This window comes from Sphaerochaeta sp. UBA5849, assembly GCA_002432715.1.
Classification (GTDB): domain Bacteria; phylum Spirochaetota; class Spirochaetia; order Sphaerochaetales; family Sphaerochaetaceae; genus Sphaerochaeta.
Genome location: DJGJ01000051.1, coordinates 1 through 19,232 on the forward strand (window position 1 = coordinate 1; position 19,232 = coordinate 19,232).

Below are 19,232 nucleotides of genomic sequence, written 5' to 3' on the forward strand. Positions count from 1 at the left end.
GTCCATGAACTGGGAAAGCTGGCTGCTGCCGAAGAACTCCTTGATCGCTGCCACAATCGGCTTGATCGAAATGAGGTCTTGTGGTTTGACCGAACCAGTCTCAAGGTTCATGCGCTCCTTGGCAATGCGCTCCATGCGGGCGAACGCACTCTTCAGTGCATTCTGCAAGAGCTCGCCGACCGAACGTACACGCCTGTTGCCCAGATGGTCGATATCGTCAACATTCTGTTCACGAATGAATACCTTGATCAGGAAATCCATCGTATTGACGATGTCCTGGGGGGTAAGAACAGTCAGGTCGGTGGAAGCGTTCTCCTCTTCCTCTTCGGTGCCGGTTCCAAACTTCTTGTTGAACTTGTAGCGGCCGACAGAGCCGAGGTCGTAGCGGCGGTTGGAGAAGAACATATCGGGAAGATCCCTCTCCGCCCGCTCGATGGCAATCATCTCACCGGGCATCAGAACGGAGAATATCGGGGAGAGCACATCTTCCTTGGTGGGCTCATCATATCCTTCACGGGTGTACTTCGCATCCTCAATCTCAAAACAATTGAGAATCATATCGCTGTGCAGGGTCCCCTCACCGCGGAGATTGACCAGTTGTACTTCTCGTACGTTCTGCTTGAGCAACTCATCAATCTCGTGGGCATGCAGCATGTCACCGGCACGAATGACCTTCTTCTCAGTCCCGCCAACCTGTGCATACACATCCTTGAAGAGATACCGGTTTTCCAGGCTTGCCTTCAAATCTGCATCATCGGCAAGCTCAACCGTCTCGGCAGAATAAAACTGCTCAAGGATTTTCTCACGGGTGTCAAACCCGATTGCCCGCAGGAAAAGAGTACCGAGGATGCGCTTCTTGCGGTCGATCTTGGTGAAGATCAAATGCTTTTTATCATCAATCTCAAATTCCAGCCAAGATCCCCGGTAGGGAATGATCCTGGAGGAATAGACATCCTTCTCATTGGAAAATATAACACCAGGGGAGCGGTGAATCTGGCTGACCACAACGCGCTCTGCACCATTGATGATAAAGGTGCCACGGTCGGTCATCAGCGGAATGTCACCGAAGAAAATCTCTTTCTCCCTCATTTCCCCATTGGAGAACTCAAGGCTGATCGTGACTTTGATGGGAACACTATAAGAACGACCTTTCTTCTTGCACTCCGTCTCGGAGAACTTGATATTGTCAAGATCAATCGTATACCCCTTGTATGCGAGACGCATCTCACCATTGGGGCTGTCAATGGGGAATGTCGACTGGAACACTTCCTCAAGCCCGTACGACGAATCTGGACTCAAGCCCTGCCTACAGCGGTCAAGCTGTAAAAATCTCTCATAGGAATCAAGCTGGATCCCGATAAGATTGGGCAATTCACAGACTTCATGTAATTCAGAACCGATGTACGTGCGTGTTATGGATTTGCCTTTGGCAACCATCATGTACCCTCCAAAGTCAATAGAGAAACAGACTGCATCCCTCATATGGAGAGGGAAACGAAAGACACAACAGGCCACCGGTGTCTATCCGGTGGCTTAATGAACCGGGCGTCGGCCCACTTGCAAAAATCAAGAGCAGGGGACCGGCCTCGCAGCCGGCTCCCTAATCCGGGATTAGTCAACGGGCTTGACTTCAACAGTACAACCAGCAGCTTCAAGCTTTTCCTTGAGGGATGCTGCATCGGCCTTGCTGACGCTTTCCTTGACAACCTTGTCACCTGCTTCAACGAGGTCCTTTGCTTCCTTGAGGCCGAGGCCGGTGATAGCGCGGACTTCCTTGATAGCTGCAATCTTCTTGGTGGGATCGCAAGCCTTGAGGATTACGTTGAATTCAGTGGGCTCTTCCACAGCAGCAGCAGCCTCAGCAACAGGGCCGGCGGCGACGGCGGCGGCGGCAGCCACAACACCAAACTTCACTTCCATCATCTTGATGAGGTCGGCGACTTCCATGACGGACATACTTGCGATCGATTCCAAAATCTCTTCTTTAGTAGCCATATTATCTTCTCCTTGTAAAAGTTTTGTCTGCACAGTCATAGCAGGTTACCTGTGAAGACTAAGACTGTGTTCAGTTCTCTTCGGTGGCGGAAACAGAACCGCCATGTTTCTCGACATAGGCAAGCAAGGTTGCTGCCAGCTTCTGTACCGGTGCCTTCATGGTGCCCATCAAGGAAGCAATCAACTCCAGCTTGGTCGGAAGCTTGCTGAAAGCCTCAACCTCTTGGGGAGAGAAAAACTTTCCATCGAGCATTGCGCCCTTGACCTGGATGGGAGTACCTTCCTTGCCGGCGGCAAACAGCTCCTTGGCCACCACGTTTGCTTCATCACCGCGGACGAGTGCAATGGCGGTGGGTCCGACCAACTGGTTGTCAGCCTGGTTGTTCAGCTCGGCCAAAGCAATCTTAGCGAACCGGTTCTTGACAACACGGTAGGCAGCATCCTTCTTCATGAGCGTTCTGCGCAGTGCGGTGATTTGCTCGACAGTCATGCCGCGGTAATCGGTGAAGATGTACCCGGTATACTGGCTGAACTCATCTTTCAGTGCCTTGACGGCATCTTCCTTGGCGGGGGTAATACGAGTCTTGTAATCCATAGTGTGCATCTCCTCTTATACCGAAGCCATCAGGTCCTTCACGTTGACCCTGACACCGGGACCCATCGTGGAGGAAAGGGCGATGCTGACTACAAAGTCAGCCTTGGCATCGGAAGGCTTCTTGCGGATGATTTCCTTGACCACGGCCCGTGCGTTTTCACTCACTTTGTCGGCATCCATGGAAACCTTTCCTATAGCAAGGTGAATGACGTTGGTCTTGTCGGAACGGAACTCTACACGACCCTTGGTAAGCTCAGCCAGAGCTCCCTTCAGGTCGAAGGTTACCGTTTGGGTCTTGGGGTTCGGCATCAAGCCTCTGCGTCCAAGGATGGGACCAAGACGACCTACGTCCTTCATCATGTCAGGGGTGGCGACAGCCACATCGAAATCCATCCAACCGCCACGGATTTTCTCGATCAGGTCGTCGTCACCGACAAATGCGGCACCGGCCTGGCGAGCTTCCTCGGCCTTCTCTCCCTTGGCGAATACAAGTACACGCTTCTGAGCGGAGAACTGATTGGGAAGGACCACCGTATCACGTACGCTCTGGCTCTTCTTGAGGGTAAGCTTGATGGAGATTTCAACAGTCTCATCAAACTTGGCAAATGCAACATCCTTTACCAGGGCTGCAGCCTCTTCGAACGTGTAGAGCTTGGTACGGTCGATTTTCTTGATAGTATCGCGATAATTCTTTCCGTGTTTCATCTTACTGCTCCACCTCTACGCCCATGCTGCGGGCAGTTCCTGCAATGATCTTCTTGGCAGCCTCAAGGTCATTTGCATTGAGGTCTTCAAGCTTGGTCTGTGCAATCTCGGTCAGCTGTGCCTGTGACAGCTTGCCAACCTTCACCTTGTTGGGACTTCCGCTTCCGCTGGTAAGGCCGAGCGCCTTCTTGATAAGCACCGCGGCCGGCGGAGTCTTCAGGATGAACGTGAAGCTCTTGTCGGCATACACAGTAATGATGACGGGAAGAATGAGTCCAGCTTCATAGTTCTTCGTCTTCTCGTTGAACTCCTGGACAAACTTGGGGGCACTGACACCATGAGGTCCAAGCGCGGGCCCGATCGGGGGCGCCGGCGTAGCCTTCTGGGCAGGGCACTGCAATTTGATGACTGCAGTTACCTTTTTCTTTGCCATGTTTCTCTCCTTACGCGACAATCCCACCCAGCAGGTGGTTTTCTCGATTTCGCGCTGGTCTTAACGCCTGTCATACGATCAGGCTCCCACCTCATGCAGCATGAGGGAGTAATCACACACAAAAGGACTCGGTTGTAAAAAAACAGAAAACTCTCGTATAGCCGTCCAGTCCTAAAGACGACTACAGAATCTTTTCTACTTGCAGGAAATCCACCTCAACCGGAGTGGAGCGACCGAAAATTCCGACGCTGACCCGCATGCGGGCCTTTTCAAGATTGACCTCTTCAATAACCCCGGTAAAGGAGTCGAAAGGACCTTCAATAATACGGACCTGCTCCCCGACGGAGAACGACTGCTTGGGCTTGAACACCTTTTCTGTAGGCAGGTCGCCGGTTTTCTGAAAGAGGCTCTTCACCTCTGCAGCGTTCAGCGGTTGCGGTTTCACACTATCATTGGGAGTGACAAAACCGGTAACACCCTGAATGCGCTTGATCTGGGAACACCAGGTTTTCCAGCTATGATCAGGCAAATCGAGCTCAACGAGGATGTATCCAGGAAGAATCTTGCGCTTCACATCGCGTCTCACCCCGTCCTTCACCTCAACGACGGTCTCAAAAGGAACCTTCACATCAGTGCAAACGAGCGCGAAGTCCGTATCGGTCTCGCGCATCTTGTTGATGATTCGCTCAATCTTTTGTTCGTATCCCGAATAAGTATGTACTACGTACCAGCCCTTTGCCATGTCGCCGCCTTACAGAATGAACAGCACACCCTTGAGCAGGAGGAAATCCACCAACCCAAGGAAGATTGCGACGATGACTGTGGAAACAAGTACGACCTTGGTCGAAGAAATGACAGCTTCACGGGAGGGCCAGACAACCTTCTTCAGTTCCTGGTGGGACTCCTTGAAATACTTAAAAAGCTTCTTCATGAAAGGCTCCTTGTGGAAAAAGATCGAGAAGCCAACAGGCCAAGAAGGATTCGAACCCTCAACATCCGGTTTTGGAGACCAGCGCTCTACCAATTGGAGCTATTGGCCTATTTGCTTCTCGATCGTAACGACCCTATTTGATCTTTGTCTCGCGATGCAAGGTGTGCTTGCGCTCGAACGGACAATACTTGCTCAACTCAAGCTTACCCTGAGTGTTTCTCCGATTCTTTTCGGTGGTATAGTTCTTCTGCTTGCATTCGGTGCACTGGAGAGCAATTTTCTCCACGGGACCTTTTTTCTTTGCTTCACCCATTTCATGCTCCTCGGTGAGTGTTCACCTCATACCCATCCTACTAAACCGGAGGGGATAAAAAAAGAGCCCTCGAACGGATTTGAACCGTTGACCCCCACCTTACCATGGTGGTGCTCTACCGACTGAGCTACAAGGGCGTCGGTCACATTACAAGGCATCCACGAGTATACCAACCTGCAACATGCAGAAGCTAACTTACCAGAGTGCGTTCTTTTTGTCAATATCCATCAACAACATTAGGGAAAAACTTGGACCTGTTGCTCAGTTGTAATCTATCATATATAGTTTATTTGACTTATTTGTACCAATCACAAGGAGTTCCTATGCAGGATCAACAAAAGACCCGTTACGGCCACACCGCAAAAGACATCGCTCAGGATTTTGCAGAGCACCTCAAATACAGCCAAGACGCCGATATATACCATACCACCCAGGAGGGCCGCTACACCGCACTCGCCCTTACTGTCCGCGATAGAATCATACACCAATGGAATCTCAGCAGGAAGATGCAGAGACAACAGAGTGCAAAGCGCGTGTACTATCTCTCACTCGAATTTTTGATGGGTCGCGCCATGACCAACAACATCATCAACCTTGGTATTGAGGAACCATTGCGGGAAGCCCTTGCATCACTAGGATATACCTACGAGGAATTGAGTGAGGTGGAACCCGATGCCGGACTCGGCAACGGAGGCCTCGGCCGACTTGCAGCCTGCTTCCTGGATTCACTGGCCACCCTGGAGATCCCCGCCTACGGCTACGGCATCCGTTACAACTACGGAATCTTCCGCCAGCAGATCAAGAACGGCTGGCAGGCCGAACAACCCGACAACTGGCTGCGTGATGGAAACCCCTGGGAAGTGCTGCGACCCGATGTAGTCTACCCGGTGCAATTCGGAGGCGAAGTGCAAGTCATCCGAGAACGGGGCAAGGACCAATTCAAATGGATTGGAAGCGAGATCGTGCAAGGCATCGCATATGATATCCCCATCATCGGGTACGGCTGCAAGACAGTGAACACCTTGCGTTTGTGGTCTGCAAAGAGCCCTGAGGAGTTCAACTTCCATGAGTTCAACGACGGCGATTACACCGAGGCAGTGCGTTCCAAGATATCTGCGGAGAACCTCAGCCAGGTCCTCTACCCCAACGACACCTTGTACATGGGCAAGGAACTGCGGCTGAAACAGCAATACTTCTTTGTTGCCTGCTCGCTTGCCGACATCGTCAGGCGTTTCAAGCGGGAGGAAAAGAGCTGGTCCCTGCTTCCCGATTTTGCCGCCATCCAGCTCAACGACACCCACCCGTCGCTCGCAGTACCGGAGCTGATGCGCATCCTGCTGGACGAGGAGATGCTCGATTGGGACAGCGCCTGGGATATTACGGTCAGGACGCTGGCCTACACAAATCACACCCTGATGCCCGAGGCCTTGGAGAAATGGTCGCTTCCGATGTTGCAGAAAATCCTGCCGCGCCATATGCAGATCATCTATGAAATCAACCATCGCTTCCTGCAGCAGGCAGTCTCCTACTTCCCCTTGCAGCCCCAGATGCTCGGCAAGATCAGCATCATCGAGGAATCCAATCCGAAGCAGGTCAGGATGGCAAACCTGTCCATCATCGGCAGCCACAGCACCAACGGGGTTGCCGCGCTGCATTCGGAGCTGCTCAAGAAGCAGATGTTCCCCCAGTTCAACCTGATTTTCCCCGACCGGTTCAACAACAAGACCAACGGCATCACCCAAAGAAGATGGCTGCTTGCGGCAAACCCCAAGCTTGCCGACCTGATCAAGAGTGCCATCGGGGACGCATGGATCACTGATTACAGCAAGATTTCCGACCTCGCCCCCTTTGCAAAGGACAAGAACTTCCTCTTGGACTTCAAAGCCATCAAGGAAGAGAACAAAGTGCGTTCTGCAGCCTTCCTGAAAACCGAGAGCTCGATTGTCATCAACCCCCACTCCTTCTTTGACGTACAAGTCAAGCGGATTCATGAGTACAAGCGCCAGCTGCTCAATGTGCTGAACATTCTGCTCATCTACAATGATCTGAAGAACGGCGGCGAGGCGACAAGGAACATGGAAAGCACCACCTTCCTCTTCGGAGGAAAAGCAGCACCGGGATATGTGAATGCCAAGTTGATCATCAAGCTCATCAACAACATTGCGAAGGTGATCAATGCAGATCCTGCCACCCGCGACCGTCTGGCCATTCACTTCATGCCCAACTATCGTGTTTCCATGGCGGAAATCATCATTCCTGCCACAAACCTCAGCCAACAGATTTCCACAGCAGGAACCGAGGCCTCAGGAACCGGAAACATGAAGTTCATGTGCAACGGAGCGTTGACCATCGGTACGATGGATGGTGCGAATGTGGAAATTGCAGAGGAAGCGGGAGCACAAAACATGTTCATATTCGGCAATACCGAAGAACAAATTGCCAAGCTCAGCCATACCTACGATCCTTTCTCGGTTGTCATGGCGGACGAGGAAATCAAGAAGGCAATCGACTTGCTGTTCAGCGGATACTTCAATGTCAATGAACCGAACATCTTCGAACCGCTGCGCAGAAGCCTCTTCGAGGAAGGCGACCGCTACTACCACTTTGCAGATTTGAGAATGTACAGCGAAGCCCATCGGGCGGCGAGGGAACTCTATGCACAGGACAGCATGGAGTGGAACCGACGAGCAGTGATTAATGTTGCCTCGAGCGGGAAGTTCTCCAGCGACCGGACAATCTCAGAGTACGCCAGGGATATATGGGATATCCAGCCGTGTCCCGTTGCCAAGAATACCGATGAGGACACCGCCCTTCAGGATGCAAAAAAGCGCCCGTAGGAGGGTCCGCCGACGTAGGAATATCACCTCGATGGTCGGGGTGATATTTTTTCATCACCCTGCAATATTATATTTTCTTGCTCATATTGTACTTAGTAATTTGTTATCAAATATAGTATATTTTAATGACATATTCTCGCCACTCTCCCTTGTCCCTTGCTATATTCATAGCATGTCAAAATTCTGGGATAGAGTGAAAATACTGATGCGTGCACCTTCGGTTGTCGATTTGGCCAACCAACTTGAGGTGAAGCGGAGCACTCTCTCCAGCTGGATACATACCGACAGGCGCCCCCCAATGAGCGTTTTGCTCAAGATATCCGAGAAAGTGGGAGTCACCATCGAACAGCTGGAGTATGGATTGGATTACAAACTGCAGGACGAAGAAGAAGCCGCCGAAGATATCCCAACCTGTAAAAAGGAGCTCAAGATATGGATTGACGACCTTGAGCCTCAGGAATTACTCATCCTCAGACCTCTTATTTCATATCTTAGAAACCAATCCCTTGTACGAAAGACTTGATCATCGGAGACGCCAACGCCAAGAGAGGAGCGATGACCATGGCAGGAAGGAAGTTGCCGGTCCTGCTCTTGCGGATATCGAGCAGGCCGAAGCCGATCATCATCAACAGCACCCCGCCTACAGCTGCCAGTTCGTTAATCCCCGTTTCCCCGAGAACCGGAGCGATGGCCCCGCCGGCAAGCGTGAAAAATCCCTGATACACCAGGATGAACAAGGCACTTGCCATTACTCCGGGACCGTAAGCAGCGCTGAAGATGATTGCCATGCATCCATCCATGATCGACTTGACCAGAATCAGCTGATAATCGCCGACTGTCCCAGCCTGGATGGACCCTACCACGGTCATGGCACCACTACAGAACAAGAGAGACGCATTGAGAAAGCCCAAGGCAAAATTGCGGGCGCTCTCAGCGCTGCCTTTCCCTCTGGACAGTCTTCTTTCCATCCAGGTGCCAAGGGAGAGCACTCCATCCTCGATTCTCAAGGCGTAGCCGATAAAACCTCCAATCACTACGGAAAAGAGCAGAATCAGATAGGATCCCGTCTGCATCGCCATGGAGATGCCAATGACCAGAGTGACCAACCCGGAAGAGGTGAATACAACCTCCTGATAGGAAGCCTTGAGCTTGTTCTTCACCAGCAATCCAAGCAAAGACCCGACAATGACCATGAGGGCGTTGAAATAGGTAGCAATCATAATGGCACCGAGTATAATGGTTTTGGAATACTCACTCAAGGAAGCAGCATGCAAAATCTCTTGTTGGCCGCAGGGCTTGGTTTACGCAGTGAAGGAAAGAAGCTGTTGCTTCCCTATCGGGGAGCACCATTGGTCCATCACGCGGTACAACAGTCCCTGCTTGCAGATCTCTTCACGGTGGTGGTCACAGGGTACAGGGCTGATGAAGTTCGAGCTGCCATCGAAGACCTCGCCTGCGACACGCTTTTGATCGTTCACAACCCGGATTACGAGCAGGGGCAAGGTACATCCACCCGCGTTGGAGCATGCCACCTCAGAGAGGCTGAAAGCTTTTTCATCTCCCTTTCCGACATGCCCCTCATCGAGGCGAGACACTACCGTCACCTGGCCCGCTATGCAACGCACGCGGCCGTCAGGCCCAGGTACAAAGGCAGACTGGGCCATCCGGTGCTTCTTCCCCCATCATTTCTTTCGATCATCAAAAACCAAGACGGTCCATTTGCCATGCGCAGCCTGCTCTCATCCTACGAGGTGCAGGCGATCGATGTGGAGGATGAAGCCTACATCCTCGACATCGACACCCTGGATGAGTATCGGGCACTGGTCGCTAGCGGGCGACCACCTCAGAGCCCTCCATCGTAAGGTGAATGGAAGCGCCGGGGGCAAAGCTGCCATCGAGCAACTTGACCGACAAGGGATCTTCCACCATCCGCTGGATCGCCCGTTTCAGCGGTCTGGCCCCGAATGCAGGATCATAGCCCTCGCGATACAGTGCATCCACCACCGCATCATCCCAGCTCAGGGAGAATCCCCGCTTCTCCAGGCGATGCTGCAGTTGCTTCAGTTGCAGGACCACAATCTTGCGGACCTGTTCCTCTCCCAACCGTTCAAAGACGATGATTTCATCCAGACGGTTGATGAACTCGGGCTTGAAGGAGTTGTGGATGATCTGGTTTACCATGCTCACCCCTTCTGCATGACTTGCGGCACTCAGCAGTTGCTGACTGCCCAGGTTGCTCGTCATGATGATGACTGAGTTGGTGAAGTCGACCACCCGGCCCTGACCGTCGGTCAATCGGCCGTCGTCAAGCAACTGCAATAGGACGTTGAAGACATCAGGATGCGCTTTCTCGATCTCATCAAAGAGAATCACCGAGTACGGCCTTCGCCTGACCACCTCGGTAAGCTGACCTCCTTGGTCGTACCCGACATACCCCGGAGGAGCTCCGATGAGGCGGCTGACGGAAAACTTCTCCATGTACTCGCTCATATCAATGCGGGTCAAAGCCTTCTCGTCGTCAAAAAGCAACTGGGCAAGCACCTTGGCCAGCAGGGTTTTCCCGACACCGGTGGGACCTGCGAACAGGAACGTCCCCAGCGGCTTGTGTTCATCAGAGATGCCTGCCTTATTTCGCCTGATGGCATTGCTGACCGCCTCGATTGCCTGCTTCTGGCCGACCACCTGCTCTGAAAGCGCCTCTTCCAAGTGCAAGTATTTGGCCATCTCACTACCCTTCATTTTCGCAACGGGAACCCCTGTCCAGTTACTGACAATGCGGGCGATATCATCCTCGCTCACCTCTTCACGCAACATTTGGTTGCCCTCGCTCTGTATGGCGGCAAGCTGCTGGTTCATCCGCTCAATCTCACTGACAAGTTCAGGAATCTGGCCGTGCTTGATCTGGGCCGCCTTGGCAAGGTCGCCTTCACGCTCAGCGCGCTGCTCTTCCAGGTTCAACTGCTCCAAGCGGGCTTTGCTCTCGCGCAGCTTGGCGATGAACGAGCGCTCGTTGACCCACTGCAGATGCATGGCATCGCGCTTGTTCTTCAAGTCGCCAAGTTCCTTGTGCAGCTTCTTACGACGCTCCTCGCTGGCTTTGTCGGTCTCGCGGCTGAGTGCCTGGTCCTCGATATTCAGCTGCAGTATCCTGCGCTCGATCTGGTCAAGCTCATCAGGTTGGCTCTCAATCTCCATTTTCAGCTGGCTTGCAGCTTCATCCACCAAATCAATGGCCTTATCAGGAAGATACCGGTTGGTGATGTAGCGGTTGCTCAACGTAGCAGCCGCCACCAGCGCCTCATCCTTGATCCGCACACCGTGGTGTACTTCATAGCGCTCCTTAAGCCCACGAAGTATGGCAATCGTCGACTCTACCGACGGCTCCTTGGTATATACCGGCTGGAAGCGCCGCTCCAACGCCTTGTCGGGTTCGATGTACTTTCGGTACTCATCCAAGGTGGTTGCCCCGATGGTGTGCAGCTCACCCCGGCTGAGAGCCGGCTTGATGAGGTTCGAGGCATCGGTGGAACCTTCACTGGCCCCCGCCCCGACGATGGTGTGCAATTCATCGATGAACAGGATGATCCCCCCTTCGCTGGACGTCACTTCCTTTATCACTGCTTTCAGGCGTTCCTCGAACTCTCCCCGAAACTTCGCTCCTGCGACCAAGGACCCGACATCGAGACTGAGCAGGCGTTTATGCTTCAAGGATTCCGGGACATCCCCCGAGGAGATGCGCAGGGCGAGCCCCTCGACGATGGCGGTTTTTCCCACACCGGGTTCACCGATGAGAACCGGATTGTTCTTGGTCTTTCGTGAAAGCACCTGCATGAGGCGACGAATCTCCTCATCCCGGCCGATGACCGGATCGAGTTTGCCCTGGCGGGCAAGCGCTGTCATATCCCTGCAGTACTTCTCCAGGGCCTGGTAACGGCTCTCCGGATCCTCGCTCTGGATCGACTGATTCCCCCGGATGGACTGCAACGCCTGCATGACCGAATCCTTGGTCAATCCCAGGCTTTTGAGCGCCTTGCCGACTTGGCTTGAGTCTTGGATAACGGCAAGCAAGACGTGTTCGGCACTCAGGTATTGGTCTTTAAATTCAGAGGCAATCTTGTCCGCAGCATACAACTGGTTGCCCAATTGCGCTGAAATCGAACGTTGGACGTTCGACCCATAGGCTTTGGGAAGCCGGTTGAGCAGACTCTCCACCTTCTCTTTCACCTGCTTGTGCGGTACACCAAGCCGCTCAAGAAGTGGAGGCAGCAACCCATCCTTCTGGTCCAAAAGGGCCAGAATCAGGTGCTCGGTGGTGATCTCGGCATTACCGTGTTCGTTGGCAAGCATGTCTGCGTCAGCAATTGCTTGACGCAATTTAATAGTCATTTTATCTAAATTCATGGATACTCCTCACCTTCAGGCATGAAGCAACCCGGCCTTGATGTGGGCCTCGTCCTGTACCTACCCAATATACTGAAGTTTTGCCTTATCGACTAGGAAGTGCCTTGGCACTATAGAATTCCAGATAGGTGCTGACCAGATTTTTGGAGTGCTGCATATCAAAAGTATCGAGAAAAGCGACTTGGAAGCAGGAGGACTCGAGCAACAACAACAGATGGTCGGCAACCCGGTTCACATCGCAAGCTATGATGTCCCCTTCCTTGATGCCCATCCGCAACAGTCGTTTGAACAGGATGGTAAGCTTGGCGGTACGGCGCAGGATGATCTCATTGAAATCCCTGCCTTCCTTCTTCATTTGCAGCATCACATCGACCAAGCTGGTCAGCTCTCCCTCATTTTCACTGGCTGTCTGCATGATATCCAGGCAGATGTTGGTGATCCGTGCAACGTAGTCCTGGTCGGTCGACCACGCAAAGGAAGCGTACTTGTTGAACATCCGCCCGGTAACCAGCTTTACGGCATAGTAATAAATTTCTTCCTTGTCCTTGAAGTATTGATAGATGGTGGGCCTGGAAATACCGCACTCGGTGGCGATCAAGGAGAGATTGGAGTCACGATACCCCTCCCGTGCAAACACTTTCAGCGCTGTTTGCAGGATTTTCTCCTTTCTCTGCTCATGATCTATCTTCTTGGGCATGCGTCTCTCAACTCCCTGGTTCGGCTATAAAACTATTGTTACTGAACAATATATCATTATAATGTAAAAAACACTAGAATGGATTTGGAGATTCAGCATGGTTTTATCTCTCCTTGCAGGTATTGTTCTGCTTTTGCTGCTCATCATGACCGCCCGCGCCCTCATGCAGGACCATTCGAGGACACCCGTCAGGCCCAAGGTCCGCACCATCGAGGCACAGGGAACTATAGCGGTGCTCAGTTCGGCTGTGCAGTGCAAAACCATCTCCCACCTCGATCCGACCCAAACCGATTGGAATGAGTTTACGCGACTGAAAGACATCTTTGCACAGTCCTTTCCTCTTTGCGAAACGTTCAGCATCGCCTCTGGCGCAGGACCCTACAACCTTGTGTACTGTTTCCCCGGCGAGGATCAGCAGGCTCTCCCGATTCTCCTCACCGCACACCTTGATGTTGTGGGAGCACAAGACCAGGCATGGACGCACCCGCCGTTTTCCGGGACTGTCGAAGGTGGATATCTCTACGGCAGAGGGAGCTTTGATTGCAAAATCCAGGCAGTTGCCATCCTCACTGCATTTGAGTCGCTGCTCTCCGAGGGCAAGAAACCAAGCAGGACATTCTACGTCGCCTTCGGTTGCGATGAGGAGTGCAATGGTTCGCTAGAGGGAGCCAGCACCATCGCTTCCTATTTTGAAAAACAGAACGTACATTTTGCCTACGTCCTCGATGAGGGAGGAGTGGTCAGCCAACGCTACATCAAGGGTTTTGAACAGGACATTGCAGTGGTGGGAGTAGCTGAGAAAGGGTACATGGATGTACAGTTGTCGGCACAATGCAGTGCAGGGCACTCTTCCACTCCCTCCTTTCCCACAGCTTTGGGGAGGGTCGGTCGGGCTGCCTATCGTCTGGAGAGGAAATCCATGCCTGCCAAGCTCACAGCCCCTGTCAAGGCAATGCTGGAATCTCTGGGTCGGCAGGGGGTTTTTGCATACCGGCTTCTTTTTCTGAATGCCTGGATCACCAAACCCATTCTGCTGTGGGTCTTCAGCAAGAATCCCACCCTCAACGCGCTGGTCAGGACAACAGTCGTCCCAACGATGATTGAAGCAAGCGACAAGAGCAATGTCATCGCCGAACAAGCCACGGCAATGGTCAATGTCCGGCTGCTGCCGACCCAGACGCAGGAAGAAGTGCTTGGATGGATGAAGAAAGTCATCGGCGATCCTGCAGTCAAGCTCAAGGTGGTCCGCTTCACCCCTGCATCCGAGGTGAGCCCTGCCGAGGGCGAGGCGTTCTCCCACCTTGCAAGTACCATCACGGCCTGTTTCAGAGATGCCGTGGTGACTCCCTATCTGATGCTCGGAGCCACCGATGCACGCAAGTATCAGAACCTGAGCAACCATATCTATCGCTTTACTCCGGTACGCATGGACAAAAGCGAGGTCGGACGCATGCATGGAGTTGATGAGCGCATCAGCGAAGAGAACATCCAGCTTGCCGTAACCTTTTATGCAACATTGGTCCAAAGCTGAATATGCAAAGACCCCACACGAGTGCGGGGTCTTGCATGTACAGGACAGGTTGTTTCAACCGTTTATTTAATCTTTACTTCAATGGCCTTGGGCTTTGCAATTTCCTTCTTGGGAAGCGTGAGCTTGAGAAGCCCGTCAGAGAAATGTCCTTCAATCTTCTCCTCGTCCACATCCTCAGGAAGGGTGAAGGCGCGCTCAAAGCTCTGGTAGTAACGCTCGGAGACAAGTCTCTTCTTGTCCTTGTCCTCCTTCTTGCTCTGCTTGGTGGAGCTCAGCTTGAGCACATGCTTCTCGACATTGACCTTGACTTCCTCCTGCTTGTAGCCCGGGAGCTCAGCTTCCAAGATATATGCATCGTCGTTCTCGACAATGTCGACTGCAGGGAAGCGGGAGGGCATCAGGCCCCAGTCGCCGAGTATGTTGTTGAACAGTGAGTCAAATGCAGACTCCATCGGGGAATCGTAATCACGTCTTGCTAAATATTTCATAGTACACCTCCGTATTTTGTTGTATTATATTTTCTCCCTTTTCGGGTTCGCCAATATATATGCAACAAGCGTGCCAAGTTTACTAGAAAAAATATTTTGGACTTCTAATTGTTTATATTATTTATAATTATGTATTTTTAACTAAAAATATAAACCTACAAAAGTATGCGAATGGGACAATCCGATCCCCCCCATGAACAAGACTTATTCGACATTGAGTCAATTTGACACACCTAAGCCATCATGACTCCCCCAAACTGGTTCATCAAGAGCCACCCTGCGGAAATTTCTCATCACAACTCTCTTATTTGCATATAATTATCTTTCTATTCGGCTTGTTACTCTTCTACAACACAACCTTTGCCTGTCCCACTCGAGAAGACCAAAACAATCAAAGAATCAGAGTATACCCGTCATAGTGGCAACCATGACGGCCTTGATCGTATGCATACGGTTCTCAGCTTCGTCAAATACCACCGAGTGCTTGCTGCAAAAGACCTCGTCGGTCACTTCAAGTTCAGTCAAGCCGAACTGTTCGTGAATCTGCTGTGCTACAGCGGTATTAAGGTCATGGAAGGAGGGCAGGCAGTGTTCGAACAACACATCGGGATTGTCTGAAGCCTGCAGAACATCCATCGTCACCTGATAGTCCTTCAAGAGGGCAATCCTGGTTGCCGTCTGGTCCTCCTCACCCATCGAGACCCAGACATCGGTGTAGATGACATCCACCCCCTTCACCGCCTCAACGATATCAGAGGTTACCGAAATCATGGCGCCGGAAGCCTTGCAATCCTCCTGTAGCCCGGCAATCAGGCTACTAGACGGAAACAGCTCCTTCGGTGATGCAATGCGGTACTCCATACCCAGCTTGGCCGCCCCGATCATCAGCGCATTGGAGACATTGTTGCGCCCATCACCGATATACGCAAACTTCAGGTCCTTGGGTTCTTTTCCCGTATGTTCCATTGCAGTCAAGACATCGGCAAGAACCTGGGTTGGATGGTCGTCATCAGTAAGGCCGTTCCATACCGGAACACCGCTGTGCTTTGCAATTTCACGGATGACCTCAGATGAGAACCCCCGGTATTGAATGCCATCGTACATCCGTCCCAATACTTTGGCCGTATCCTCAATCGATTCTTTCTTTCCCATTTGGCTGTTGGTGAGAAAGGTGACCTGCGCCCCTTCATCAAAGGCCGCCACTTCAAAGGAACAACGAGTACGGGTGGAACTCTTGTCAAAGATGAGCACGATATTTTTATCTGCGAGCAACTTGCCTTCCAGCTTGGAGGGACAACCCTGCCCTTTCTTTTTTGCCTTAAGGTCGATCGACAACTGCAAAAGAGCAAGGATCTCTTCCGTTGTAAAATCCTTGAGTGTTAAAAAACTGCGTCCTTTCATGAGTTCCTCCGAAGGTAATGAATACCAATTGTAGATATTTATACAATATCTGTCAATATTTATGCATTTTTATTCGAATTGCAAATAATTGTATGCATAACTATACAAAAGCCTCCCAGCGTATGCCAGGAGGCTGATTGGTAAACACAATTGACTACTTGGAAACCAAGACTACTTCACCGTTGGTGTAGTGCTGGGCAACATACGCCTTGATCTTTTCGCCGCGTAGAGCCTTGACCAGAGCGACGATGGCAGCATCGTTCTCACGACCCTGCTTTACCGCTACCACGTTCACGTACGGGCTGTCCGAGCCTTCCACGATCAAACCGTCGCGGGTGGCGATCAGGCCGGCGGGAATGGCATAGTTGCCATTGATGATGGCTGCATCGACATCCTGCAGTACGCGGGGAAGGCTTGCTGCCTCAATCTCACGGAACTTGAAGTTCTTCGGATTGGATGCAACATCGAGCGGGGTAGCCTCAAGACCGGCATTCGCAGCGAGTGTGAGCAGACCGGCGCTCTGCAGCAACAGCAATGCCCTGCCTTCGTTGGTGGGGTCATTGGGAATGGCAATGGTGGCACCGTTGGGAAGATCTGCAAGAGCCTTGTATTTCTTGGAATAGAGTGCGAACGGCTCGACGTGGATGCCGCCGGCATTGGCCAGGTGATATCCCTTCTCCTTGTTGAACGATTCCAGATAGGGGATGTGCTGGAAGAAGTTGGCATCAAGCTCTCCGCTCTCCAGTGCTTCGTTCGGTGTCACATAGTCGGTGAACTCCTGCACCTTGAGGGTATAGCCCTCTGCAGCAAGGTCCTCGACGATCAGGTTGAGGAATGCAGCATGGGGCTCGGGGGTTGCTCCAACAACGATGGTCTTGGAGGTTGCCTGCTCTTTGGTACCGGCTGCAAACAACGAGAATGCCAGCAACAGTACAAGGGTGATGCTTAGAATCTTTTTCATAATTTCTCCTTCTCTCCCCCACAAGGCGAGAGGTATGCACAAGAGGTAATCAGCGGCGGGCTATGAGCTTGGCACTGATTTTGTTGCCTATCACCTGCACGATCTCAACGAGAACGAGGATGATTACAACGGCAACGAACATAATATCGCCTCGGAAGCGCTGGTATCCATACCGAATCGCCAGATCTCCCAGGCCGCCTCCACCGATGGCTCCGGCCATTGCCGAGTAGCCGATCAGGTTGATGATGGTGAGCGTCACGCCGCTGACCAAGGAGGGCAAAGCCTCAGGAATCAACACCTTCCGGACAATCTGGAAATTGGTGGATCCCATAGCACGGGCGGCCTGAACGACCCCCGGATCCACCTCCTTCAGTGCGGTCTCGATCACTCGAGCCACAAATGGTGCTGCCGCAATCGACAGCGGGACGATAGTAGCGGTGGTACCGATACTTGTTCCGATAAGAAGCCTTGAAAGCGGAAAGAGCAGGATCATCAGGATGATGAAGGGAAATGAACGCAATACGTTGACGATTCTTCCCAGTATATTGTTGAGCATGGGGTGGGGAATAATGCCTCCCTGCTCCTCGCTCGAGGTGGCCGAGAGCAGAATCCCCAACGGAAGACCCAAAATCAGGGAGAACAAGGTGGAGAAGGAGACCATGCTCAGTGTTTGCAAGGTGGCGTCGAAAACCAACACCCAAATTTTGCTCATTCTGCAGCCTCCTCTTCAACTACTACACCCATCTGTCTCAAGGCTTCGATGGCCCGTTTCTTCTCTTCATCACTTCCGCTGATATCGACCAACATGGTGCCGATCTCGATATCGCCGACTTTCTGCACCCCACCGGCGCGTATATTGAAATCAACCCCTACTTGACGGCTGATCTTGCTGAGGATGGGCTGGTCTGTGGTTCCTCCACGAAAGCGCAGGGTATAGGCTCCCCGCTTCTTCGACCAATGGACCATATGGTCATCGGCAAGGGATGCCTCGTCGATGCCCACCAGGTGTGTCAAGAATTCCTTGGTCACCTCACTGGATGGATTGGCAAAAATATCGGTGACAAGCCCCTGTTCGACGACAACCCCGTCATCCAATACCGCGACTTGGTCACAGGCGTCGCGGACTACTTCCATTTGGTGGGTGATCATTACCACCGTCAAGGACATCTTGCGTTGGATTTCCTTGAGGAGGGCCAATATGGAATGTGTTGTCTGGGGGTCGAGGGCGCTGGTGGCCTCATCGCAAAACAGGATATCGGGATCACAAGCAAGGGCGCGGGCAATGGCCACACGCTGCTTCTGTCCACCGCTGAGAGTGCTGATCGGTGCCTTGCCTCTTCCCTCAAGACCGACGAGGGCGAGCAATCTCTCAACCTTCTGCTTGATTTCTTGTTTAGGGACGCCGGTTATTTCCAAGGGGTATGCAATATTCTGTTCTGCATTCCGGCTGGAGAACAGGTTGAAGTTCTGGAATATCATGCCGATGCGGCGCCTTCTTTGAATCAGGGCGTCCTTCTTGAGGTCGTCCACACGCTTGTCATCAAAATAGACTTCACCTGCATCCGGTCGTTCCAACAGGCTGATAAGCCGAACCAAGGTCGACTTGCCGGCCCCGCTCTTACCGATGATGCCGTAAATGGTGTTGGAGGGTATGGAAAGAGAAATGCCATTGACTGCATGCAATGTACCATACGTTCTCTTTAGATTTTTCAACATAATCTGCATACATATACCCTCTGTATTCACTTTGAAGGTGAATTGCTACCATCATAGTGAAAAGGATTGTATTGGACAAGACACAGATGGGATAAAATCGTGATACCCTATCATACAGATAGCATTTGCCTCCCTAACGACGAAAAGAGGACGTTTTCACGTCCTCTTTTCTCTATCTATATACAACCGGCAAACCGGTGCAAGGCAAAAAGAAGGCCCGGCGGCTAC

19 protein-coding genes, 2 tRNA genes and 1 pseudogene are annotated in these 19,232 nt (G+C 52.1%); 4 read left to right on the forward strand and 18 right to left on the reverse strand.

Annotated elements, in window-relative coordinates; genetic code table 11:
* The 10 genes and pseudogenes from B3K89_RS08900 to B3K89_RS08945 all read right to left on the reverse strand — a co-directional run.
* Nucleotides 1–1,437 (reverse strand): annotated as a pseudogene (locus tag B3K89_RS08900) (DNA-directed RNA polymerase subunit beta); the annotation flags it as partial.
* 174 nt (nt 1,438–1,611) lie between these two features.
* Nucleotides 1,612–1,995 carry a 50S ribosomal protein L7/L12 gene (gene rplL / locus B3K89_RS08905; RefSeq protein ID WP_293895990.1) on the reverse strand — a complete coding sequence of 128 codons (384 nt, stop codon included), beginning with the start codon at nt 1,993–1,995 and terminating at the stop codon, nt 1,612–1,614.
* A 70-nt stretch (nt 1,996–2,065) separates the two neighbouring features.
* Nucleotides 2,066–2,590: a 50S ribosomal protein L10 gene (gene rplJ, locus B3K89_RS08910; protein ID WP_345907293.1), complete on the reverse strand. Its 525-nt coding sequence runs from the start codon at nt 2,588–2,590 to the stop codon at nt 2,066–2,068.
* Nucleotides 2,591–2,605: 15 nt separating this feature from the next.
* A complete protein-coding gene (gene rplA, locus B3K89_RS08915; RefSeq protein WP_345907294.1) occupies nt 2,606–3,295 on the reverse strand; it encodes a 50S ribosomal protein L1 in 690 nt (229 codons plus the stop codon).
* 1 nt (nt 3,296) lies between these two features.
* Entirely contained in the window at nt 3,297–3,728 is a 432-nt protein-coding gene (gene rplK / locus B3K89_RS08920) for a 50S ribosomal protein L11 (protein ID WP_293895982.1), read from the reverse strand.
* A 181-nt stretch (nt 3,729–3,909) separates the two neighbouring features.
* On the reverse strand, nt 3,910–4,470 hold the full coding sequence (gene nusG / locus B3K89_RS08925; protein ID WP_293895979.1) for a transcription termination/antitermination protein NusG: 561 nt from the start codon (nt 4,468–4,470) through the stop codon (nt 3,910–3,912).
* Between the two features lie 9 nt (nt 4,471–4,479).
* Complete coding sequence (gene secE / locus B3K89_RS08930) at nt 4,480–4,659, reverse strand: preprotein translocase subunit SecE (protein WP_293895976.1); 180 nt, start codon at nt 4,657–4,659, stop codon at nt 4,480–4,482.
* A gap of 35 nt (nt 4,660–4,694) precedes the next feature.
* Nucleotides 4,695–4,768, reverse strand: a tRNA-Trp gene (locus tag B3K89_RS08935).
* Between the two features lie 24 nt (nt 4,769–4,792).
* Nucleotides 4,793–4,972, reverse strand: a complete 180-nt coding sequence (rpmG, locus tag B3K89_RS08940) for a 50S ribosomal protein L33 (protein WP_013608516.1) — start codon at nt 4,970–4,972, stop codon at nt 4,793–4,795.
* A 64-nt stretch (nt 4,973–5,036) separates the two neighbouring features.
* A tRNA-Thr gene (locus B3K89_RS08945) sits at nt 5,037–5,109 on the reverse strand.
* A gap of 186 nt (nt 5,110–5,295) precedes the next feature.
* Between B3K89_RS08945 and B3K89_RS08950 the strand changes: the two genes are divergently transcribed.
* Together B3K89_RS08950 and B3K89_RS08955 are read left to right on the forward strand one after the other, a co-directional pair.
* Entirely contained in the window at nt 5,296–7,809 is a 2,514-nt protein-coding gene (locus B3K89_RS08950; protein ID WP_293895967.1) for a glycogen/starch/alpha-glucan phosphorylase, read from the forward strand.
* A gap of 172 nt (nt 7,810–7,981) precedes the next feature.
* Complete coding sequence (locus tag B3K89_RS08955) at nt 7,982–8,332, forward strand: helix-turn-helix domain-containing protein (protein WP_293895964.1); 351 nt, start codon at nt 7,982–7,984, stop codon at nt 8,330–8,332.
* Here the strand turns inward: B3K89_RS08955 and B3K89_RS08960 are convergent.
* The gene (locus tag B3K89_RS08960) at nt 8,301–9,029 is read right to left on the reverse strand and encodes a DUF554 domain-containing protein (RefSeq protein ID WP_293895961.1); all 729 of its coding nucleotides are present in this window, start codon (nt 9,027–9,029) and stop codon (nt 8,301–8,303) included. The genes B3K89_RS08955 and B3K89_RS08960 overlap by 32 nt on opposite strands.
* A 48-nt stretch (nt 9,030–9,077) precedes the next feature.
* Between B3K89_RS08960 and B3K89_RS08965 the strand changes: the two genes are divergently transcribed.
* On the forward strand, nt 9,078–9,671 hold the full coding sequence (locus B3K89_RS08965) for a nucleotidyltransferase family protein (protein ID WP_293895958.1): 594 nt from the start codon (nt 9,078–9,080) through the stop codon (nt 9,669–9,671).
* On the opposite strand, the gene clpB is transcribed toward B3K89_RS08965, so the two are convergent.
* Together clpB and B3K89_RS08975 are read right to left on the reverse strand one after the other, a co-directional pair.
* Nucleotides 9,637–12,210, reverse strand: coding sequence for an ATP-dependent chaperone ClpB (gene clpB, locus B3K89_RS08970; RefSeq protein ID WP_293895955.1), 2,574 nt, complete (start codon nt 12,208–12,210; stop codon nt 9,637–9,639). The two genes, B3K89_RS08965 and clpB, sit on opposite strands and share 35 nt — an antisense overlap.
* An 85-nt stretch (nt 12,211–12,295) precedes the next feature.
* Nucleotides 12,296–12,907 carry a TetR/AcrR family transcriptional regulator gene (locus B3K89_RS08975; protein WP_293895952.1) on the reverse strand — a complete coding sequence of 204 codons (612 nt, stop codon included), beginning with the start codon at nt 12,905–12,907 and terminating at the stop codon, nt 12,296–12,298.
* Between the two features lie 97 nt (nt 12,908–13,004).
* Between B3K89_RS08975 and B3K89_RS08980 the strand changes: the two genes are divergently transcribed.
* Entirely contained in the window at nt 13,005–14,438 is a 1,434-nt protein-coding gene (locus B3K89_RS08980; protein ID WP_345907295.1) for a M20/M25/M40 family metallo-hydrolase, read from the forward strand.
* A 62-nt stretch (nt 14,439–14,500) separates the two neighbouring features.
* Here the strand turns inward: B3K89_RS08980 and B3K89_RS08985 are convergent, their stop codons facing one another.
* The 5 genes from B3K89_RS08985 to B3K89_RS09005 form a co-directional block, all read right to left on the reverse strand.
* Entirely contained in the window at nt 14,501–14,926 is a 426-nt protein-coding gene (locus tag B3K89_RS08985; RefSeq protein WP_293895948.1) for an Hsp20/alpha crystallin family protein, read from the reverse strand.
* Nucleotides 14,927–15,325: 399 nt separating this feature from the next.
* Nucleotides 15,326–16,327, reverse strand: coding sequence for an ornithine carbamoyltransferase (argF, locus tag B3K89_RS08990; protein WP_345907296.1), 1,002 nt, complete (start codon nt 16,325–16,327; stop codon nt 15,326–15,328).
* Between the two features lie 154 nt (nt 16,328–16,481).
* Nucleotides 16,482–17,288, reverse strand: a complete 807-nt coding sequence (locus tag B3K89_RS08995; protein WP_293895942.1) for a MetQ/NlpA family ABC transporter substrate-binding protein — start codon at nt 17,286–17,288, stop codon at nt 16,482–16,484.
* Between the two features lie 49 nt (nt 17,289–17,337).
* A complete protein-coding gene (locus tag B3K89_RS09000; RefSeq protein ID WP_293895940.1) occupies nt 17,338–18,000 on the reverse strand; it encodes a methionine ABC transporter permease in 663 nt (220 codons plus the stop codon).
* Complete coding sequence (locus B3K89_RS09005; protein ID WP_293895937.1) at nt 17,997–19,013, reverse strand: methionine ABC transporter ATP-binding protein; 1,017 nt, start codon at nt 19,011–19,013, stop codon at nt 17,997–17,999. Before B3K89_RS09005 ends, B3K89_RS09000 begins: the two co-directional genes overlap by 4 nt.
* Nucleotides 19,014–19,232: the final 219 nt, after the last annotated feature.

Coding starts and splice junctions, on each gene's coding strand:
- rplL (WP_293895990.1), bottom strand. CDS start 1,995: ATGGCTACTAAAGAAGAGATTTTGGAATCGATCGCAAGTATGTCCGTC.
- B3K89_RS09000 (WP_293895940.1), bottom strand. CDS start 18,000: ATGAGCAAAATTTGGGTGTTGGTTTTCGACGCCACCTTGCAAACACTG.
- clpB (WP_293895955.1), bottom strand. CDS start 12,210: ATGAATTTAGATAAAATGACTATTAAATTGCGTCAAGCAATTGCTGAC.
- rpmG (WP_013608516.1), bottom strand. CDS start 4,972: ATGGGTGAAGCAAAGAAAAAAGGTCCCGTGGAGAAAATTGCTCTCCAG.
- argF (WP_345907296.1), bottom strand. CDS start 16,327: ATGAAAGGACGCAGTTTTTTAACACTCAAGGATTTTACAACGGAAGAG.
- B3K89_RS08975 (WP_293895952.1), bottom strand. CDS start 12,907: ATGCCCAAGAAGATAGATCATGAGCAGAGAAAGGAGAAAATCCTGCAA.
- rplA (WP_345907294.1), bottom strand. CDS start 3,295: ATGAAACACGGAAAGAATTATCGCGATACTATCAAGAAAATCGACCGT.
- B3K89_RS08950 (WP_293895967.1), top strand. CDS start 5,296: ATGCAGGATCAACAAAAGACCCGTTACGGCCACACCGCAAAAGACATC.
- secE (WP_293895976.1), bottom strand. CDS start 4,659: ATGAAGAAGCTTTTTAAGTATTTCAAGGAGTCCCACCAGGAACTGAAG.
- B3K89_RS08965 (WP_293895958.1), top strand. CDS start 9,078: ATGCAAAATCTCTTGTTGGCCGCAGGGCTTGGTTTACGCAGTGAAGGA.
- B3K89_RS08960 (WP_293895961.1), bottom strand. CDS start 9,029: ATGATTGCTACCTATTTCAACGCCCTCATGGTCATTGTCGGGTCTTTG.
- rplJ (WP_345907293.1), bottom strand. CDS start 2,590: ATGGATTACAAGACTCGTATTACCCCCGCCAAGGAAGATGCCGTCAAG.
- B3K89_RS09005 (WP_293895937.1), bottom strand. CDS start 19,013: ATGCAGATTATGTTGAAAAATCTAAAGAGAACGTATGGTACATTGCAT.
- rplK (WP_293895982.1), bottom strand. CDS start 3,728: ATGGCAAAGAAAAAGGTAACTGCAGTCATCAAATTGCAGTGCCCTGCC.
- B3K89_RS08955 (WP_293895964.1), top strand. CDS start 7,982: ATGTCAAAATTCTGGGATAGAGTGAAAATACTGATGCGTGCACCTTCG.
- B3K89_RS08985 (WP_293895948.1), bottom strand. CDS start 14,926: ATGAAATATTTAGCAAGACGTGATTACGATTCCCCGATGGAGTCTGCA.
- B3K89_RS08995 (WP_293895942.1), bottom strand. CDS start 17,288: ATGAAAAAGATTCTAAGCATCACCCTTGTACTGTTGCTGGCATTCTCG.
- nusG (WP_293895979.1), bottom strand. CDS start 4,470: ATGGCAAAGGGCTGGTACGTAGTACATACTTATTCGGGATACGAACAA.
- B3K89_RS08980 (WP_345907295.1), top strand. CDS start 13,005: ATGGTTTTATCTCTCCTTGCAGGTATTGTTCTGCTTTTGCTGCTCATC.